This is a genomic window from Sporomusa aerivorans, from assembly GCF_041428895.1.
Taxonomy (GTDB): domain Bacteria; phylum Bacillota; class Negativicutes; order Sporomusales; family Sporomusaceae; genus Sporomusa; species Sporomusa aerivorans.
In genome coordinates this window covers 4,263,876-4,283,442 of sequence record NZ_CP156926.1, presented here as the reverse complement: position 1 = coordinate 4,283,442, position 19,567 = coordinate 4,263,876, and the positions used below count along the sequence as shown (strand labels likewise).

Here is a 19,567-nt window from a genome sequence, read left to right as displayed (position 1 = left end):
GTGGACTGGGAAATAAGTCTTAATTTCGGTATAATAAAGATTACACTGTATTTTTATTGTTTATTAGAGGTGACTCATGAGGAAACTGCCTATTGACGTAACACTCCCCGAACTTAAGGCCGTACTCGTCAGCCAGGTTAACGCTGTGCTGGTTGCACCACCCGGGTCAGGCAAAACAACACAGGTTCCGCTGGCGCTCATGGATGAGCCCTGGCTCAAAGGGCAGCGTATCCTGATGCTTGAGCCAAGAAGAATGGCGGCGCGGGCGGCGGCCCGCTACATGGCCCGGCTGTTGTCGGAACAAGCGGGTGAGACGGTAGGCTACCGGGTGAGGCTGGATTCCTGTGTTGGTCCTAGAACCCGCATTGAAGTAATAACAGAAGGTGTACTTACCCGTATGCTGCAGAATGATCAAGGCATGGCCGGGGTAGGGTTAATTATATTTGACGAATTTCATGAACGCAGTTTACAGGCTGACCTTGGTCTCGCGCTGGCTTTAGAATCTCAGGCCGTTTTGCGGGAGGATATGCGCCTCTTGGTTATGTCAGCAACACTGGAGGCTGAGCCGGTAGCCAAGATCCTTGGCAACGCGCCGGTTATTCACGGCACAGGCCAGATTTTTCCGGTAGAGACGCATTATCTGGAAAGGCGCATTACCACACGGGCGGAAACGGCTGTTACGCAGGCGATATTTACTGCTCTTAGTGCAAACACCGGCGACATTCTGGCGTTTTTGCCCGGCGCCGGTGAAATTCGCCAGGTTCAGGCGGAATTGGCAACAGGCGGTATAGAAAGATTTGCCCGTGTGGCGCCGCTCTATGGCAGTTTGCCCCCTGCCGGCCAGGATGCTGCTATATTGCCAGGAGCGCCGGGAGAGAGAAAAGTCGTATTGGCTACGTCGATAGCCGAAACCAGTCTTACCGTGGAAGGTGTTCGTACCGTAATTGACAGCGGGCTGATGCGTGTGCCTTGCTATTCGCCCGGTACCGGGCTGACCCGCCTGGAAACCATCAGGGTTTCCAGGGAGGCTGCCGACCAGCGGCGCGGCCGTGCCGGCCGCCTGGGTCCAGGGGTATGCTACCGGCTTTGGACCAAACAGGACGATCTATACTTGGAGGCTAAAGCCCGGCCGGAGATATTGTCGGCTGATCTGGCTTCGCTGGTTTTGGAGCTTGCCGCCTGGGGGGTTACTGACCCGCAGGCGCTGGCCTGGCTGGATATCCCGCCGGCGGCGGCATTTATCCAGTCACGGGAACTGCTCTGTATGCTTGGCGCAATAACGGAGAATGGCAGTATTACCGGCCATGGGCGGCGAATGGCGGCTGCCGGTTTGGAGCCGCGGCTGGCTCATATGATACTGACAGCGGAAGAACTGGGGATTGGCGGCTTAGCGTGTGAGCTTGCCGCTATTCTCAGCGAACGTGACTTTTTTCAGGGAGAAAACGGCATTCGGGATGTGGATTTACGTTTGCGCGTGGAGGCGCTGCGCAACCCAAACTACAGCGCTCAACAGGGGGCGGCGATTCGCCGCATAAAAGAGTATAGCAAGCGGCTAGCACAAATTTTTGGATTGGACGACAAGCAAACCGCAATAGATGATTGCGGTTTATTGCTGGCATTTGCCTATCCAGATCGGATCGGACAGTTGCGGAGTGATGGCCGGTTTTTGCTCGCAAACGGACGAGGCGCCAAAATATCCGGGACGCAGCCTCTTGGGCGGAGTTCTTACGTTGTGGCTGCTGATCTTGACGGTGAGGGAACCGACAGTAAAGTTTTTTTGGCCGCTCCGCTTATGCTTGCACAGATAGAGCGGTATTTCGGCCCGCAAATAATCGAGGAAAATTCCGTTGTTTGGGATACTGCGGCTCAGGCCGTACGGTCCAGACGGTACAGGCGTCTGGGAGCTCTGATTTTAAATGAAAGCCCGATAGCTAATCCGGAGCCTGCCGCTGCTCAAGCTGCTTTGCTGCACGGGATTGCACTTGCGGGCTTATCTATCCTGCCCTGGAGCAAGCAGGCCTGTCAGTTGCGGCAGCGCCTGTTGTTTATAAGACAATATGAAAGCAACTGGCCTGATCTAAGTGATGAGTCTTTGCTGGCTACACTGGAACACTGGCTGGGACCTTATATCCAAGGGATAACAAGCAGGGGGCAGTTAGAGCAGTTAAGCTTAGCGGCAATATTAACCAATATGCTTACATGGCAACAACGCCAGGAACTTGATGAATATGCGCCCACCCATATCGTTGTTCCCAGCGGGCAGCGGATTATGATCGATTATAGCACTACGGATAATCCCATTCTGGCCGTTAAGCTTCAGGAGATGTTTGGACTAAATGATACTCCGCGCATTGCTTGTGGAAAAGTGGCGGTAACCTTGCACTTATTATCACCGGCACAACGTCCTGTCCAGGTAACACGCGACTTGGCCAGTTTCTGGCGTACCACATACTTTGAGGTGAAAAAGGACCTGATGGGACGCTATCCAAAGCATTATTGGCCTGACGATCCATGGACAGCTATACCGACTAACCGAGTTCGTCCACGCAGTTCCTGATCTTAGGGACGGCGGTTTCCTCCTGGCCGGCCAGGAAGCAAATAATAATACAAAAAAAGCTCAAAGGAGAGTCAAATCATTATGCTTGACATAAGGATAGTGGTATGATAGAATGAATTCTGTCGTTAGCGACAATGGATAATGGTGGCTATGGTGAAGCGGTCAACACGGCGGATTGTGGCTCCGTTACTCGAGGGTTCGATCCCCTCTAGTCACCCCATTTTAACTTCATTTGTAGGGGCGTAGCCAAGTCGGTAAGGCAACGGACTTTGACTCCGTCATGCGTTGGTTCGAGTCCAGCCGCCCCTGCCATAAGCAGAGAACTAGGTTTTTAGGAGCGATAGCGACGCGGAAACCTATGTGAATCGCTTAGTTCCAAGCGATAGCGAGGAACATCATTATACGTCGACCCACTAGCTCAGTCGGTAGAGCACCTGACTTTTAATCAGGGTGTCGATGGTTCGAGTCCATCGTGGGTCACCATAAGCTGTGAATCAAGTTCTCATGAGTTGTGAAGGCTCATGAGAACTTGTACGATTGGCTGCTTTCAGTTGCCTGCTCAGCTCTGAGTTTTCTCCGGCTGAGACTCAATGGGAGTATTCCTTAAGCTAAAGTAGACTTAGCGACCACTCGCCTGTGCCCGTAGGGGTATAACTCTCGCTTGTAGAAATGAGAGCCTTAGGGCGGGTTAGTCGTCGGATAAACAGTTGGCTTATTCACTCAATGATCCACTAGCTCAGTCGGTAGAGCACCTGACTTTTAATCAGGGTGTCGATGGTTCGAGTCCATCGTGGGTCACCATTCTACCGGCCGCTTGGTGTGAGCATCAAGCAAGGGCAGTGTATTGCCGGCTGCAGGTGCAAACAGGATGTTCCGTAAGTTTCTTATTGACACAAAGTATTATACTATGATAAGATATCATCTGCGGCAATAAGTTAATATCATATGCGGGAGTGGCGGAATTGGCAGACGCACCAGACTTAGGATCTGGCGGGTGACCGTGGGGGTTCAAGTCCCTTCTCCCGCACCAATTCATAAAACGGCCTACAGGCTTAACCTGTAGGCCGTTTTTATATGCCAAAGAAAAAATGTACGGAGTTTATTTAAATGTAGATTTCGGCTTTGATAGTGTTGCTTAAGGCAGGTATTTGGCAGAGACGAGGAGCTATAAATTAATAATTCCGATGTTTGCAGGCCAGTTTTGCACTCTGGCAAGCAGGCTTCGCCATTCCTGGGGCGTGAGAATAACCTGCCCGGGCTCAAAAACATGTGCAGGAATGCGGAAGTTCTCGGAACTGCCTAAACTGGTGCCGGAAAGATCGCCGCCATAAGCGGAAATAGCTATCCGGTCTGTTTTTCTTATAGGGAGAGTTTGACTGAGAAAGAAATCTTTAGTCACGCTGGCTCGCATAATTTACCCTCCTTGGTTTAGAATGATTATCCATTGATACTTTATATTATAACATGGAATTCCTTAAAGTGGAATACTGGAAATCCGGAAATAGTATTTGTTTATTGTCGTTAAGAGTGGATAATAATAAAGATCTGGGGGGAACGATTTTGACCAACTACAACAGGAACAACTTGCTTTTGACGGGAATTTTCCTGGCTGGATTGCTTATTTTAATTGTAGTGTTAGCAGAACAGGGCCGTTATGACTATGCAAAGAATATTGCTGTAAAGGCCTCTATTTGGACAATTTATTCTTTTTTTGAACTAAAATATAATATGACAGTGCCCAATTACATCCGGGCGCTTGTAATGGTGGCTGTTCTTAGCGATAGTTTTATCGGTTTGTACTTAAATTTGTATGTTACGTCATCGGTTTTTGACAAAATTCAGCATGTCTATGGCAGCTACGCTTTCTCGCTGTTTGCTTTTACTATTCTGCACCGGTTGCTGCACCCGGTTGTGAGCCGTGCGTTTAATTGTCTGCTGGTAATTTTAATAGGGCTAAGCATTGGGGCGGTTTATGAGATCGGTGAATTTATCGGGGACTTAGTGGCCCGGCCGCAGGTGCCTAGCCAACCAAGCCTGCTGGATACCAATCTTGATCTGATAGCTGATTTCACAGGGGCGCTAATAGCGGCTGTGCATGTTGCTTTTTTTTCGACAATTGGCCGCACGTTCAAATTATAAAGCGGCAGCCTATTTGTTCTTATGGCAGCAGAAGCTTGCACTTTTAACAAATTAAAAAACTAAGGCGCTACTTTTAGTGCCTTAGTTTTTGTCTGCAGCAGGATGCTGCGTAGGGGCAGGGAAGATCTTTATCCGACGACTTAGCTTCAGATGAGGGTAAAACCCCGCCTAAAGCTAAGTCTGCTTTATCGGGGGAACAACGGTGCGCATTTCATTGACGGGGCCAGCAAGGCGTCCAGGAAGGACGGCAGCCGATAGGTTTGGAAGGGCGGCAGGAGCTCCAACTCGGTTGACAGCCTACTGACTGGTTAGGGCGGCAGGAGCTCCAACTCGGCTGACAGCCTACTGACTGGTTAGGGCGGCAAGGGCTCCAGCTTGGTTGACAGCCTACTGACTGGTTAGGGCGGCAGGGGCTCCAGCTTGGTTGACAGCCTACTGACTGGTTAGGGCGGCAGGAGCTCCAGCTTGGTTGACAGCCTACTGACTGGTTAGGGCGGCAGGGGCTCCAACTCGGTTGACAGCCTACTGACTGGTTAGGGCGGCAGGGACTCCAGCTTGGCCGACAACCTACGGTTCCAACGCGGTCATCAAATTCTTCTTCGTCAGAATCATCGTCCCATTCATCTAATTCGGGATTTTCCCATTTAGGATTTTTGTACTTATCATTAGGCATTTTTATCATCCTCCCATTTTCCTGTATAGGGATTATAGGAACAATCCGCAGGTGCTGCCTGCCAGCATTTTTGCGGATCCTGACCTTGTGCCAGTGGTCGGCAGTCGGCGCAGGCGTAGCGGAACTCACAATCACGACATTTTTCTATACAGTCTTTGGTGGTATGCCAGCATGTGATCAGTGGCTGACTGTTAAGTATGGTTTTCAGCGGCATGGCTAGTATACTGCCGCACACCTGGTCACGGGCGAAAATACAGGGTATTACATCCCCTGTTGCGGTAATGGCCAGCCGGCCCGCCAGGCAGCCATGAGCGGTATGTGCTTTGGCAAAAGATTCAGGATCTGTAAAAAAAGGCGGTCTGATAGGTGGTTTGGTATAGGCTTCAGGCAGTAATCCCAAATCATCGCCGCGGCCGGTAGGACGGACAACATCAGGAGGTGCGGGCTCTACTCCTAGATCGGTACAAAGCTTCATGATGTTTTCTGCTTCATGCTCATTGGCCTTCATAATGATGGAGGCCATTCTAAGGGGAATGCCTTTCGCCAGTAGTTTTTTTATTGCCGTCATGGTCTTGTCAAAACTACCGGGATGCAGGGTAACCGTGTCATGAACAGGGGCGTTATTGGCATAAATCGTGGTTGCAATACTGACATCGTATTCTTTAAAGAAATTGATGCAGTCGTCGTTGACGAGTGTGGCATTCGTGAAAATTTCTATGAGTTCATAACCTTCTTCGTGAGCTTTTACTACTAAATCACGCCATTTGGGATATAGTAGCGGTTCACCGCCAATCAACTGAATAGCATAGGCTCCTTCCTGACGAGCCTCAGTGATAATTTCAAGCCAGCGGCTGTGAGGTACGCAATCGGTAGCTGTAGTTGGGCCGCTGGCCGAATAACAATGCAAACAGCGATTATTACAGGTTGATGTAATTTCCAGCCAGACAAACTCCAGGTTATGTTGTTGAACAGGTAAACCGGTTGCCGGATATGGCTTTTGCGGTGTAGTGTACGTTGCGCCCAGGCCTTTGTTGGTTAGATTGTCGAGGAATTCAAGGTACCGTTGATTATCTGCAAGAGTAATATCCATAATGTCCTTGACAGATGTATCCTGACATGCTTTGAGAAGCTCGACAGCTCCGCGGTTGATAGAATAAACCCGTCCTGAGGAAAAATCGTAGATGGCACCCCGGGTACTGCCTTCGACAAGCCTGCACTCTTTTTTTAAGTAAAAATACAACTGGACAGCCTCCCTTTATAGCGGCACTTTTTGTACTGAAAATTGGATGCATTTTAATGATCCTTCTACATAATATGCAAGCCGGCTGGCAGGTGTTAGTTGTATTTGCTTTAGTGGGTAATTTAATGTTGACAAATGATAGGTTAACGTATATAATAGTGTTTGTTGTTATCCCCAATGCGGAAGTAGCTCAGTGGTAGAGCATCGCCTTGCCAAGGCGAGGGTCGCGAGTTCGAATCTCGTTTTCCGCTCCATACACCCAAAAACCCAGCATTATTCGCTGGGTTTTTTGTGCATATCTTGTCTTTGCTGATTAATTATGGTATGATATTATGCATGACATTGCTGCAAATTATGGATACTGGCCGGAATGTAAAGGCTGCACCAGGACAACCATAAATTTACGTCAATAATGGGAATACTGTGGTAAGGGACTATGTTGACAATTAATTAGAGCTGTGTCAGCAGTTTAATTTAATAAGGAGGAAGTACATAAATGAAGGTAACAGCGGAAAGAATAGACAATCATAAAACGATACTCAATCTTGAAATACCTCAAGCAGAGGTGGCTAAGGCTCTGGAAAAAGCTTACCGCAAGCTGGCTAACCAAGTCAACATTCCTGGTTTCCGCAAAGGCAAGGCTCCGCGTAAAGTGGTTGAAATGCGCATCGGTAAAGAAGCGCTCCTGGATGAAGCTTTTGAAATTCTGGCTCCTGAAGCATATAATAAAGCATTGGCAGAGCAGGCAATTGAGCCTGTCGGCCGCCCGGAGATCGAGGTTGTTACTTTAGAAGAAGATCAGCCGCTGGTATTTAAAGCAACCGTTGTTAAGAAACCTGAAGTTACATTAGGTCAGTATAAGGAACTGGCAATAGAAAAAACTGTTGCAGAAGTTACCGATGCCGATGTTGATAAAGAACTTGAAACAAACCGCAGCCGTAACGCAAAAATGGTAGTTGTGGAAGATGCTGAACTCCAAAAAGGAGATTTGGCGATTATCGACTTTAAAGGCTTTATTGACGGTGTTCCATTTGATGGCGGCGAAGGCAAAAGCTATCCGCTGGAGATCGGTTCCGGCAGTTTCATTCCGGGCTTTGAGGATCAACTGATAGGCGCTAAGTCAGGTGAAGAGCGTGAAGTCAGCGTTTCTTTCCCTGAAGAATATTTCGTAGCCGAATTGGCCGGCAAGGCCGCTAAATTCACCGTAAATATTCATGATATCAAGCGGAAAGAAATGCCTGAGCTTGATGACGAATTTGCAAAAGAAACCAGTGACTTTGATACTCTGGCGGAATTAAAAGCCGATATCAAGAATAAGTTAGAACAGGCCGCTGCAGCAAAAGCTGAACGTGAGTTCCGTACGGCCGCAATCAAGGCTGCTGTTGATAACGCATCTCTTGAGATTCCGGAAGTAATGGTTGAAACGCAAATTGACAATATGATTCAGGATTTTGATATCAATCTGCAGCAGCGCGGCATGAAACTTGATAAATATCTTGAATATACTAAAATGGATATGGAAGCCCTCCGCAATAACTATCGCGAGTCAGCATTATACAATGTAAAAACCGATCTGGTATTGGAAGCCGTTGTTAAGGCTGAAAATCTTACTACAACTCCTGAGGAGATGCAGCAGGAAGTCGTATCTATGGCGGAGAATTATCAAACAACGGTTGAAGAAATTGCGAAAGTAATTCGTGAGACCGGCCGATTCCAAGCACTCCGGGATTCAGTTCTCCGGAAAAAAGCTGCTCAGCTTGTAATCGACAGTGTAACAGCAAAATAAATTTTGGGTTCGAGGTGATAATTATGCCTTATGTGCCAATAGTTGTTGAACAGTCTAACCGTGGTGAGCGGGCATATGATATTTACTCACGGCTGCTGAAAGACCGTATTGTATTTATCGGGGGGCCGATAGACGACAATGTCGCCAATTTGTTTATTGCGCAGTTGTTGTTTCTGGAATCGGAAGATCCTGAGAAGGATATTCACGTGTATATCAACAGTCCTGGCGGTGTAGTAACAGCTGCTATGGCTATGTATGATACTATGCAATATGTTAAACCAGATGTCACCACCACCTGCATGGGGCAGGCTGCTAGCGCAGGTGCCTTACTGCTTGCCGCCGGCGCCAAAGGTAAACGTTATGCATTGCCAAACTCCAGAATTATGATTCATCAGCCGCTTGGCGGTGCACAAGGGCAAGCTACTGATATAGAGATTCACGCTAGGGAAATTCTCCGTATGCGGGAACATCTAAATGGTATTTTAGCCCATCATACCGGTCAGCCGCTGGAAAAAATCCAAAACGACACCGAACGGGATTTCTTCATGTCTAGTGAACAAGCAAAAGAATATGGCCTCATTGATGCAGTTGTGGTTCGGGGTGACAGACAAAAGGAGACTCCTAAGTAGAGAGGTGGTAATATGTTGAAATTCGGTGATGACAGAGGTCAACTGAAATGTTCTTTTTGCGGCAAACTACAGGAACAAGTAAAGAAGCTTGTTGCCGGTCCTGGCGTATATATTTGCGATGAATGCATAGAGTTGTGCAATGAAATCATCGAAGAAGAGCTAAGCGAGGATATGGATGTTGAGCTTAGGGATGTTCCTAAGCCGAAAGAAATAAAGGACATTTTAGACCAGTATGTCATAGGTCAGGAAGAAGCGAAAAAGTCGCTGGCTGTGGCTGTGTACAATCACTACAAACGAATTAATCTTGGTGCTAAAATGGATGATGTTGAACTGCAAAAGTCTAATATCATCATGCTTGGACCAACTGGCAGCGGCAAGACGCTTTTGGCCCAAACCCTGGCTAAGATTCTCAATGTCCCCTTTGCTGTCGCGGATGCCACCTCATTAACAGAAGCCGGCTATGTTGGCGAAGATGTGGAGAATATTCTCCTAAAGCTAATTCAGGCTGCTGATTATGATGTGGAAAAAGCCGAAAAAGGCATTGTATACATTGATGAAATTGATAAAATTGCCCGTAAGTCAGAAAATCCCTCCATCACCCGGGATGTTTCCGGTGAAGGCGTACAGCAGGCTCTGCTTAAAATCCTGGAGGGTACGGTAGCCAGCGTGCCGCCGCAGGGCGGGCGTAAGCATCCACACCAGGAGTTTATCCAAATCGATACAACCAATATTTTGTTTATTTGCGGCGGTGCTTTTGACGGTATTGATAAGATTATCAATGCGCGGACAGGCAAGAAGTCAATGGGTTTCGGTGCGGAAGTCCGTAGCAAAGAAAAGAAACTTTTGGGTGAAATGCTTAAGAATATACTGCCTGAAGATCTTCTTAAATTCGGGCTTATTCCTGAATTTGTGGGACGTCTGCCGGTAATTGTTACGCTTGACGCCCTTGATGAGGATGCGCTGGTGCGTATATTGATTGAGCCTAAGAATGCGCTTGTTAAACAGTATCAGAAGTTCCTGGAAATCGATAACGTACAACTTGAGTTTAAAGAGGAAGCATTAAAAGCAATCGCCGCCGAAGCTTTAAAGCGTAATACCGGGGCGCGGGGACTGCGTGCTATCATTGAAGGCATTATGCGTAACGTGATGTATGACATTCCTTCACGTACCGATATCGCAAAATGCATTGTAACCAGGGAAGTCGTTGTCAACAAAGAGGAACCAATGCTGGTAGCTGTTGAGCGAAAAAGTAAGAAAAAAGAAGAATCTGCCTGAATTTTTAAGGAGCCGTAAGGCTCCTTTTTATTGTCAGGAAAAAGACCGTTAATCTCATTATACATAGTGTTTTTATGCGCTAGCTTGCCGGGTTTTGCCAGGATAAAATAGTCTCTATTGCCTATACTAGATTCAAGAAAGTGAAGAAACACTTAAAAATTTTGCCCGGGGAAGGAGGTTCATTACATTTGGATTATGCTGTCAATATTATCAGTGTGATTCAGTTGTTTTTTGCTGTGGTTATCGGGCTCTATTTCTGGAACTTGCTTAAATCGCAGCAAGGAAACAAAATTGCGGTAGAGCGTGAATCCAGAAAAGAAATGGACAAACTGCAAAAAATGCGGGAGATATCCTTAACCGAACCACTTGCTGAAAAAACACGGCCAACCGACTTTTCCGAAATAGTTGGTCAGGAAGAGGGGTTAAAAGCACTACGGGCGGCACTATGCGGCGCTAACCCGCAGCATGTACTAATCTATGGCCCCCCAGGTGTCGGTAAAACAGCGGCGGCGCGTTTAGTGCTCAATGAGGCAAGACGCAATGGGTACTCACCTTTTAAAATAGCTGCCCAATTTATGGAGCTGGATGCTACAACCGCCAGATTTGATGAACGGGGGATTGCCGATCCACTCATTGGCACAGTACATGATCCTATTTACCAAGGCGCCGGTCAGCTAGGGATGGCAGGTATTCCTCAGCCCAAAGCAGGTGCAGTGACCAAAGCGCATGGCGGTGTGCTTTTTATTGATGAGATTGGCGAACTTCACCATATCCAAATGAATAAACTATTGAAGGTGCTGGAAGACCGCAAAGTATTTCTTGATAGTTCCTATTATAATAGTGAGGATGCTAATATTCCTCAGCATATTCATGATATATTTCAGAACGGCTTGCCTGCCGATTTTCGACTGATTGGGGCTACGACCCGCATGCCGCAGGATATCCCGCCTGCCATTCGCTCCCGGTGTGTTGAAATATTCTTCCGGCCGTTATTGCCTGATGAAATTGCCAAAGTAGCACTCAATGCAGCCAAAAAGATTGACTATCAAATTGGTGATGGCGCGCTTGAGGTGATTAAACGCTACGCCACGAACGGGCGCGAGGCAGTAAATATTATCCAGATTGCCGCAGGGATAGTCCAAAGCAGTGGCAAAACCGAGCGTAGCATTACCCAGGCAGATGTCGAGTGGGTTATCAATTTTGGTCAATACAGCCCGCGACCGGAGAAGAAGATCCCATTAAAGCCTCAGGTTGGTGTAGTAAACGGCTTAGCTGTATATGGTGCGAATATTGGCATGCTTATGGAACTGGAAGTCTCAGCAGTCCCCAATAATTATGGAACAGGCAAACTGACGGTTACCGGTGTTGTGGATGAAGAAGAAATCGGCTCACCAGGTAGGACAATGCGCCGCAAGAGTATGGCCAAAGGTTCGCTGGATAATGTACTTACCGTATTAGCCAAGGAATTTGGGTTAGAATATCACAAATTTGACATACATGTGAATTTTCCGGGAGGGATTCCGGTCGATGGTCCTTCAGCCGGAGTAACGGTAGCAGCGGCTATTTATTCTGCGGTAAATAATGTGCCAATTGATAATACCGTTGCTATGACCGGCGAAATCTCTATAAGAGGGTTGGTAAAGCCAGTAGGCGGTGTTAGTGCCAAAATAGCGGCTGCTAAACAGGCGGGAGCGCGAAGGGTCATAATTCCTGAAGAGAATTGGCAGGAGTTATATAAAGATATGGAAATTGAAGTTATTCCGGTTGAGACGATTGAACAGGTGCTAAAATACGCCATGGTTAAGACTGGTGAAGTGCTTAGACCAGATATGCCGGCCGTGATGCCAGATGTGCTGGTTGCCGCTGGTGTGGATAAAGTGTAACTTCTTCAGCCGGGTTATCACCCGGCTGTTATTATCTGCCGCGAAAGTTCCCTCTGCTTGATTAGTTGTACGCATTCGCCTTTGACGTGTGTTTTCTTTATTTAGGAAATAAGAGGATTTTTATCACTCACTCAGAATATTTTAAATAGCGGTGTTGAAACTACTATTACTTAGGAATTTATTCACCGCAGGTTACCGAAGGGAGGAAGCAATGTTGGCAGATAAACGGCGTACAATACCACTCCTGCCGCTAAGGGGCATTTTAGTATTTCCCTATATGATTATTCATCTGGATGTTGGCCGGGAAAAATCAATCAGCGCCCTGGAGGAAGCAATGGTCCAGGACAGATTGATTATGCTGGCTACACAAAAGGATGCCCAGAATGATTCGCCGCAGCCTGAAGATATTTTTACCGTGGGTACGGTCGCTGAAATTAAGCAATTACTGAAATTGCCAGGAGGAACTATCCGGGTGCTGGTGGAAGGACTATACCGGGGTGAAATTCAGGAATTTATCAGCTTTGACCCTTATTATCAGGTTCAAATTCGCGAGTTTACCGAAGTTGAGCCCAAGACTCCGGAAGTTGAAGCCCTTACCCGTACAGCAATTAATCAGTTTGAACAATGGGTCAAATTAAGTAAAAAAATTCCGCCTGAGACTTTGGTTTCGGTAGTTGTAGTGGAAGAACCCGGCCGTCTTACAGACCTGATCGCCAGTCATTTATCACTTAAAATTGAAGACAAACAAACCCTGCTGGAAGCCGTAGGAATTACCGAGAGGCTGGAACGACTATGTGAAATTCTGGGACGGGAAATGGAAATTCTTGAGCTTGAGAAAAAGATTCACGTTCGGGTTCGCAAGCAGATGGAGAAGACGCAAAAAGAATACTATCTGCGCGAACAGCTCAAAGCTATTCAAAAAGAACTGGGAGAAAAAGATGAACGTACTGCTGAGGTGGAAGAGTACCGCCAGCGGGTTAAAGAACAAAATTTGCCCAAAGAGGTCGCAGAAAAAATAAATAAAGAAATCGACCGTTTAGAAAAAATGCCGCCAATGGTGGCTGAAAGCGGTGTTATTCGTACATATCTCGACTGGCTTCTGACTCTGCCGTGGACTACCGAGACAGAAGACCGGCTGGATATTGGCATAGCCGAAGGAATACTTGATGAGGATCACTACGGACTGGAAAAAGTTAAGGAACGTATTCTGGAATATCTGTCTATCCGTAAACTGACAGAAAAAATGAAAGGTCCGATTTTGTGTCTTGTCGGTCCGCCCGGTGTTGGTAAAACTTCTCTGGCGCGTTCTATCGCCAGGGCCATGGAGCGCAAGTTTGTCAGGGTATCACTTGGCGGTGTCCGTGACGAGGCTGAAATCAGAGGCCATCGCCGTACCTATGTGGGAGCTTTGCCAGGGCGGGTTATTCAAGGCATGCGCACAGTCGGATCTAAGAATCCGGTCTTTCTCCTGGACGAAATCGATAAGATGAGCGCCGACTTCCGCGGCGATCCTTCCTCCGCATTGCTTGAGGTACTTGATCCTGAGCAGAATAATTCCTTTAGTGATCATTACATTGAATTGCCATACGATTTATCCAGGGTGCTCTGGGTAGTAACCGCCAATGTTATGCATAATATACCGCGGCCGCTATTGGATCGTATGGAAGTAATCAGCATAGCCGGCTATACTGAAGAGGAAAAAGTGGAAATTGCCAAACGCTACTTAATTCCCAAGCAAACTGCCGATCACGGGCTAACCGCCAAACAAATCTCTTTCTCTGAAGGAACCATTCAAAAAGTTATCCGGGATTATACCCGTGAGGCGGGTGTCAGAAATCTGGAACGGAATATTGCCAACCTATGCCGGAAAGCAGCGCGCAAAATCGTTCAGGATCAAGGACCCACTATCAAAATTACAGCACAAAATCTGCATACGTTCTTAGGCGCTCCTAAATACCGGCATGCTCAGGCTGAGCAAACCAATCAAGTAGGGGTAGCCACTGGTTTGGCCTGGACCGAAGTGGGCGGGGATGTGCTGGCTGTTGAAATATCTACTATGAAAGGTAAAGGGAAACTTACCCTGACCGGTCAGTTAGGCGAGGTGATGCAGGAATCGGCGCAGGCCGGGTTCAGCTATATCCGCTCCCGGGCCAAAGAGCTAGGTATTGAAGAGGATTTCCATGAAAAACTGGACATTCATATCCATCTGCCTGAAGGCGCTATTCCCAAAGACGGACCTTCAGCCGGTATTACAATGGCATCTGCCGTAGCTTCGGCGCTAACCGGCAGGGCTATTCGCAGCGATATGGCCATGACCGGGGAGATTACTCTCCGTGGCCGGGTATTGCCTGTTGGCGGAATTAAGGAAAAAGTACTCGCCGCTCACCGGGCAGGCATAAAGAAAGTCATGTTGCCGAAAGAAAACAAGCGGGATATCGATGAAATCCCGGCCAATGTGAAACGAAATCTCGAGTTTATTCTTGTCGAGCATATGGATGAAGTTCTCAAAACTGCTATGGTGCCAAGTAATGACTGATTCGTTTAATGTTGTGAATGCCAGCTATGTCGCTACTGCCGTTAATACCAGTCAATATCCTGAAGGTGATTTGCAGGAAATTGCCTTCATAGGCCGGTCTAATGTCGGGAAATCCTCACTTATCAATTCTCTCTGCCGGCGTAATGGCCTGGCCCGCACCAGCGGTACACCGGGTAAGACTCAGACTATCAACTACTTCAGGATTACCGGCAAGCTGCCGGATGATTCGCGGCTCGAATTCATGCTTGTTGATTTGCCCGGGTATGGTTATGCTAAAAGAGCGCAAACATCCCGTGCCGCTTGGTCGAAATTTATCGAGGAGTATTGGATGACATCCACACGGTTAAAACTGGTGTGTCAACTAATAGATATTCGTCACCCGCCTATGGAAAGCGATATCAACGTTTACCGCTGGTTGATAGAACATGGCCTTACTGTTCAGGTGGTAGCAACTAAAGCCGACAAGCTGGCCAAGAGCCGCATTCAGCAGCATGTGCGCACAATCAGCGCAGGCATTAGCCTGCCGCAGTTAAATCCGGATGGGCGGATTATAGCCTACTCAGCGGTTAATAGTGACGGACGAAATGAACTTCTTGACGTCATCAAGAATATTTTGTTAAAATGATAATGTTACACGGAGGGGACAGCAGCCGGCTGTCCCTTTACTTAATTCTGTCAAAGCCAGGAGGCTATGCATGCTGACCCATTTTGACAAAAAACTGTTAAATGTTATTCAAACCAAGCTGCCGCTTGAATCACGGCCTTTTGCCAGGGTGGCTGAATTGCTCAACGTGGATGAGAAAACTGTTCTTGAGCGTTTGAATTACCTAAAAGAGCAGGGTTATATTCGGCGTTTCGGTGCCTTTTTTGATTCTGCTTATTTGGGATATGTAAGTACGCTGGCGGCAGCTAAGGTACGGACAGAAAAAGTTGCCGATGTTGCCAAGGCTATTAATGCCTATCCAGGTGTAACGCATAACTATGAACGCGAGGGTGAATACAACCTTTGGTTTACCCTGCTTACCCCAAATCAGGCTGAGCAGGACCGGATTTTAGAGTCGATCCGCATTCTGGAGGGGGTTGAAGGCTTGCTTAGTCTACCGGCTATAGAAAAATATAAAGTCAGTGTAGAGTTTAATTTATGAGAATAACTGGATTAATTTGTTCGAGCAGGTGAGGTGGCTTTATGTTAGACTGCCTGGATAAAAAAATAATTGCTGTCTTGCAGGGGGATTTTCCATTAGTGGCTGAGCCGTATGCAGTATTGGCGGCCAGAATTGGTATAAGTGAACAGGAACTCCTGGACAGACTTAACAAGTACCGTCAATCAGGACAGTTGCGGAAAATGGGAGCCGTTTTAAAGCACAGAGAGGTCGGGTATGCTGCTAATGCCTTATGCGCCTGGATTGTGCCGGAGTCACGGCTGCCTGAGGCAGGCCGGCTTATGTCAGGCTTCCGGGCGGTTACCCATTGTTATGCCCGTATTCCCCAAGCGAATTGGCCTTATAATTTTTATACCATGCTGCACGCTCATACCCGCGAGGAGTGCCGGGCACTGGCTGCTGAACTAGCACAAACTGCGGGTCTGGACCGTTATATTTTGCTGTTCAGTACACGGGAATGGAAAAAAACCAGTATGAGTTATTTCCCGGAATATGTGCAAGGAGAGTGAACGGGAATTGAATGGTAAAGCCCTTAAAAGCTTTGAAGACATACTTGCCGCAGTGAAAGACAAAGCCCCGAAACGGGTGGCTGTTGCTGTTGCCCAGGATGATGCCGTTCTGGAAACAGTCCAGGGAGCGCGCGAACAAAAAATCGCCGAATTTACGCTGGTAGGAGATATCGATAAAATCAAAGTTACGGCTGATAAATTGGGGGTCAGCCTGGATGAGGTTCAAATGGTTCATGAGCCGGATGACCGCAAAGCCGCTTACCGTGCCGTGAATCTGGTGTCTGGCGGGCAAGCTGACGTTTTGATGAAGGGTTTAATTAATACTGCTGATTTACTAAGAGCAGTGCTTGATAAGGAAGTTGGACTGCGAACAGGGCGGGTGCTCAGTCATACCGCTGTATATGAAGTACCGGGCTTTGAACGGTTACTGATGATAACAGACGGCGGCATGAATATTGCACCCACCTTGCAGCAAAAGGCCGACATCATTCAAAACAGTGTTCAATTGGCGAAAGTATTGGGAATCAGCCCGGCCAAGGTTGCCATCCTGGCTGCTGTGGAAGTAATTAACCCTGATATGCCGGCAACGCTGGAAGCGGCTGCCTTAGCGAAAATGGCCGAACGCGGTCAGATTCAAGATGCCATTGTTGATGGACCTTTGGCGCTTGATAATGCTATCAGCATTGAAGCTGCTGAACATAAAGGAATAAAAAGCCCTGTTGCCGGCATGGCGGATATTTTGGTTACACCTGATATCGAAGCAGGCAATATACTTGGTAAATCGCTGGTTTATATTGCCAGGAGCAAGATTGCGGGCTTGGTTTTAGGGGCAGCAAAACCGGTGGTGGTTACATCGCGGGCTGATACATATGAAGCAAAACTCATGTCAATTGCCATGGGAGCGCTTCTTGGATAATGTAAATAAATGTAATAGGACAGCACCAATTGGTGCTGTCCTATTACATTAGCCAGAGAATATAGCTCTCCTTTTTATCGCCCGGAAAACTACCTGATAAGGCAGTGAATGCATGTAATCTCAGGGAGAAGGACAGGCAGGAAACGGCTTAATTTTGTGAAAATAGAAACTTAATAAAAAGTTGTAAATATTTGCAATGCTGAGAAGGATTTTGCTAGAGGAGGTAGAATAATTTCAGAGGTAAGATGGTCAGACCACCTGTCCTCAAGACCACTATGTGGAAATTGAGGATATTTATGGTACTATTCGGACAGAGGTGGTGTAAACAGATAAAGGGGGTGGGGGAAAGCGGAATCCGAGATTGAATGAACAGGATATAAGCTGATAAGTTAAATTAATAATAAGGGGTGTAAATATGACGTGGACACAAGTTTATGACCCGATGGGTAATCTTGCTTTATCGGCGTTTATGGCCGCAATTCCAATGATCATTATTTTTTATTTGCTGGCCATTCGCCGTACTCCGGGTCAAATCGCCGGTCTTTGCGTGACAATTTCCGCCTTGCTGGTAGCAATTTTGGCTTATAAAATGCCTGTTGCTACTGCTATTACTGCCACCGGTATGGGTGCCCTGTATGGAATATTCCCTATATTCTGGATTGTTATTACAGCTATATTTATTTACAATATGACCGTTGAAACAGGTCAATTTGAAATTATTAAAAATTCAATTGCAACAATTACAGATGATCGCCGTTTACAAGCCCTGCTTATAGCTTTTGCGTTCGGCGCATTCCTGGAAGGCGCGGCTGGGTTCGGTACTCCTGTTGCTATCTCAGCAGGCATGCTGGTTGGTCTTGGCTTTAACCCGCTGTATGCTGCCGGGCTTTGCCTGATTGCCAATACTGCGCCGGTTGCCTTCGGCGGTATCGGTATTCCCATTATTGTTGCCGGACAGGTAACCGGTATTGATACTATGAAAATAAGCGCCATGGTAGGTCGTCAGTTGCCGTTCTTATCGGTAATTATACCAATTTGGCTTATTGTGCTTATGTCTGGCTGGAAATCCACCATGGAAGTGCTTCCTGCCTGTTTGGTAGCAGGTATTTCTTTCGCTTCCTTGCAATGGTTTTCTTCTAACTTCCTTGGACCGGAACTTCCCGATATCTTGTCCTCACTGGCCGCTATTATTTCCCTGGCTCTCTTCCTAAAAGTATGGAAACCGGTCAAAATTTGGCGTTTTGCCGATGAAAAAGCGGCTGCCGCAACGGCTACCAGTCTGCCGAGCTATAGCTTCGGAACGATACTAAAAGCCTGGTCACCCTTCATTATTTTGACTGTAATGGTTATTCTCTGGGGCTTGAAACCCGTTCAGGCAGTCCTGGAAGCTGTTACTATAAAATGGCTTGTTCCTGGTTTGGACAAGGTTGTTATGCAAGTGGCGCCTATTGCTAAAAAACCGACCGCAATGGCTGCCTTATACAAAATTAACTGGATGAGTGCCGCCGGTACAGCTTTATTCATTGCCAGTGTCATATCCGCAATGATTCTTGGCGTTGGCCCGTCCCGTTTCTGTAGCATTTTTGTAAGAACCTTCAAGCAATTGACCAAGCCGCTTATCACCATTCCCTGTGTTCTTGGCCTCGCTTATATTATGAACTACTCCGGCATGAGTTCGACGCTTGGTCTGTTCCTCGCCGGAACCGGCAGCTTTTTCCCCTTCTTCTCTGCCTTCCTGGGCTGGCTTGGCGTATTCCTGACCGGTTCGGACACTTCCGCGAATGCCCTTTTCGGCAACCTGCAAGCGGTTACCGCTCAGCAAGTTGGGGTTGATCCTGTATTAACAGTTGCTGCTAACTCTTCGGGCGGTGTTACCGGTAAAATGATATCACCGCAAAGTATTGCGGTCGCTACTGCTGCTACCGGCTTAGTCGGCAAAGAAGGCGATTTGTTCAGCTTTACTGTAATGCACTCGCTGGTGTTAGCTATTATCGTTGGGTTGATGACCTATGCCCAAGCGTATATTTTGACCTGGATGATACCGTAGAAAGTCAAAAGTAACCTAGTATATAGAATTTTACTTTACTGGGTATGATATGAAGGTGGGGATAAACTCCCCACCTTCATCTATCTCGAAAAAAGTTTGTATATTGCGAATAATTGTCAATTTAAAAGTAGGAAGAGTATTTTCACTTCCGTGGGTTGACTGTTGTCCATATATAGATATGGGCAGCAGTCAGGCTATGGCCTGAGTATATAAG

The 19,567-nt window shown here is 47.2% G+C and carries 14 protein-coding genes and 6 tRNA genes; 18 read left to right on the top strand and 2 right to left on the bottom strand.

All coding sequences use genetic code 11. The annotated features are described in order from the left end of the window. Positions 1-76 precede the first annotated feature (76 nt). The 6 genes from hrpB (at position 77) to SATMO3_RS20695 (ending at position 3,587) form a co-directional block, all read left to right on the top strand. Positions 77-2,557: an ATP-dependent helicase HrpB gene (gene hrpB / locus SATMO3_RS20720; RefSeq protein WP_371371631.1), complete on the top strand. Its 2,481-nt coding sequence runs from the start codon at positions 77-79 to the stop codon at positions 2,555-2,557. A gap of 144 nt (positions 2,558-2,701) precedes the next feature. Further along, positions 2,702-2,777: transfer RNA gene (locus tag SATMO3_RS20715), tRNA-His, on the top strand. A gap of 16 nt (positions 2,778-2,793) precedes the next feature. After that, positions 2,794-2,869: transfer RNA gene (locus tag SATMO3_RS20710), tRNA-Gln, on the top strand. 95 nt (positions 2,870-2,964) lie between these two features. Then, positions 2,965-3,040, top strand: a tRNA-Lys gene (locus tag SATMO3_RS20705). Positions 3,041-3,282: 242 nt separating this feature from the next. Then, a tRNA-Lys gene (locus SATMO3_RS20700) sits at positions 3,283-3,358 on the top strand. Positions 3,359-3,504: 146 nt separating this feature from the next. Then, positions 3,505-3,587: transfer RNA gene (locus tag SATMO3_RS20695), tRNA-Leu, on the top strand. A gap of 135 nt (positions 3,588-3,722) precedes the next feature. Here SATMO3_RS20695 and SATMO3_RS20690 read toward each other — a convergent pair. Further along, on the bottom strand, positions 3,723-3,968 hold the full coding sequence (locus tag SATMO3_RS20690; RefSeq protein ID WP_371371630.1) for a hypothetical protein: 246 nt from the start codon (positions 3,966-3,968) through the stop codon (positions 3,723-3,725). Positions 3,969-4,117: 149 nt separating this feature from the next. On the opposite strand from SATMO3_RS20690, the gene SATMO3_RS20685 reads away from it, so the two are divergent. After that, on the top strand, positions 4,118-4,696 hold the full coding sequence (locus SATMO3_RS20685; RefSeq protein ID WP_371371629.1) for a hypothetical protein: 579 nt from the start codon (positions 4,118-4,120) through the stop codon (positions 4,694-4,696). A 665-nt stretch (positions 4,697-5,361) separates the two neighbouring features. Here the strand turns inward: SATMO3_RS20685 and SATMO3_RS20680 are convergent. Beyond that, positions 5,362-6,609, bottom strand: coding sequence for a radical SAM/SPASM domain-containing protein (locus SATMO3_RS20680; RefSeq protein ID WP_371371628.1), 1,248 nt, complete (start codon positions 6,607-6,609; stop codon positions 5,362-5,364). Positions 6,610-6,788: 179 nt separating this feature from the next. Between SATMO3_RS20680 and SATMO3_RS20675 the strand changes: the two genes are divergently transcribed. The 11 genes from SATMO3_RS20675 to SATMO3_RS20625 all read left to right on the top strand — a co-directional run bounded on the left by SATMO3_RS20675 (position 6,789) and on the right by SATMO3_RS20625 (position 19,353). Further along, positions 6,789-6,863: transfer RNA gene (locus SATMO3_RS20675), tRNA-Gly, on the top strand. 242 nt (positions 6,864-7,105) lie between these two features. Further along, complete coding sequence (gene tig, locus SATMO3_RS20670) at positions 7,106-8,395, top strand: trigger factor (protein WP_371371627.1); 1,290 nt, start codon at positions 7,106-7,108, stop codon at positions 8,393-8,395. 23 nt (positions 8,396-8,418) lie between these two features. After that, entirely contained in the window at positions 8,419-9,024 is a 606-nt protein-coding gene (gene clpP, locus SATMO3_RS20665) for an ATP-dependent Clp endopeptidase proteolytic subunit ClpP (protein WP_371371626.1), read from the top strand. A gap of 12 nt (positions 9,025-9,036) precedes the next feature. Beyond that, positions 9,037-10,299, top strand: a complete 1,263-nt coding sequence (clpX, locus tag SATMO3_RS20660; protein ID WP_371371625.1) for an ATP-dependent Clp protease ATP-binding subunit ClpX — start codon at positions 9,037-9,039, stop codon at positions 10,297-10,299. Positions 10,300-10,487: 188 nt separating this feature from the next. Continuing rightward, positions 10,488-12,182: an ATP-dependent protease LonB gene (gene lonB / locus SATMO3_RS20655; RefSeq protein WP_371371624.1), complete on the top strand. Its 1,695-nt coding sequence runs from the start codon at positions 10,488-10,490 to the stop codon at positions 12,180-12,182. Between the two features lie 214 nt (positions 12,183-12,396). Next, positions 12,397-14,718 carry an endopeptidase La gene (gene lon, locus SATMO3_RS20650; protein ID WP_371381764.1) on the top strand — a complete coding sequence of 774 codons (2,322 nt, stop codon included), beginning with the start codon at positions 12,397-12,399 and terminating at the stop codon, positions 14,716-14,718. Next, positions 14,711-15,343, top strand: coding sequence for a ribosome biogenesis GTP-binding protein YihA/YsxC (gene yihA / locus SATMO3_RS20645; protein WP_371371623.1), 633 nt, complete (start codon positions 14,711-14,713; stop codon positions 15,341-15,343). Before lon ends, yihA begins: the two co-directional genes overlap by 8 nt. Positions 15,344-15,413: 70 nt before the next feature. Continuing rightward, positions 15,414-15,863: an Lrp/AsnC ligand binding domain-containing protein gene (locus SATMO3_RS20640; protein ID WP_371371622.1), complete on the top strand. Its 450-nt coding sequence runs from the start codon at positions 15,414-15,416 to the stop codon at positions 15,861-15,863. 41 nt (positions 15,864-15,904) lie between these two features. Further along, positions 15,905-16,390: an AsnC family transcriptional regulator gene (locus SATMO3_RS20635; RefSeq protein ID WP_371371621.1), complete on the top strand. Its 486-nt coding sequence runs from the start codon at positions 15,905-15,907 to the stop codon at positions 16,388-16,390. 7 nt (positions 16,391-16,397) lie between these two features. Further along, the gene (locus tag SATMO3_RS20630; RefSeq protein ID WP_371371620.1) at positions 16,398-17,306 is read left to right on the top strand and encodes a phosphate butyryltransferase; all 909 of its coding nucleotides are present in this window, start codon (positions 16,398-16,400) and stop codon (positions 17,304-17,306) included. Between the two features lie 415 nt (positions 17,307-17,721). Beyond that, positions 17,722-19,353, top strand: coding sequence for an L-lactate permease (locus SATMO3_RS20625; protein WP_371371619.1), 1,632 nt, complete (start codon positions 17,722-17,724; stop codon positions 19,351-19,353). Positions 19,354-19,567: the final 214 nt, after the last annotated feature.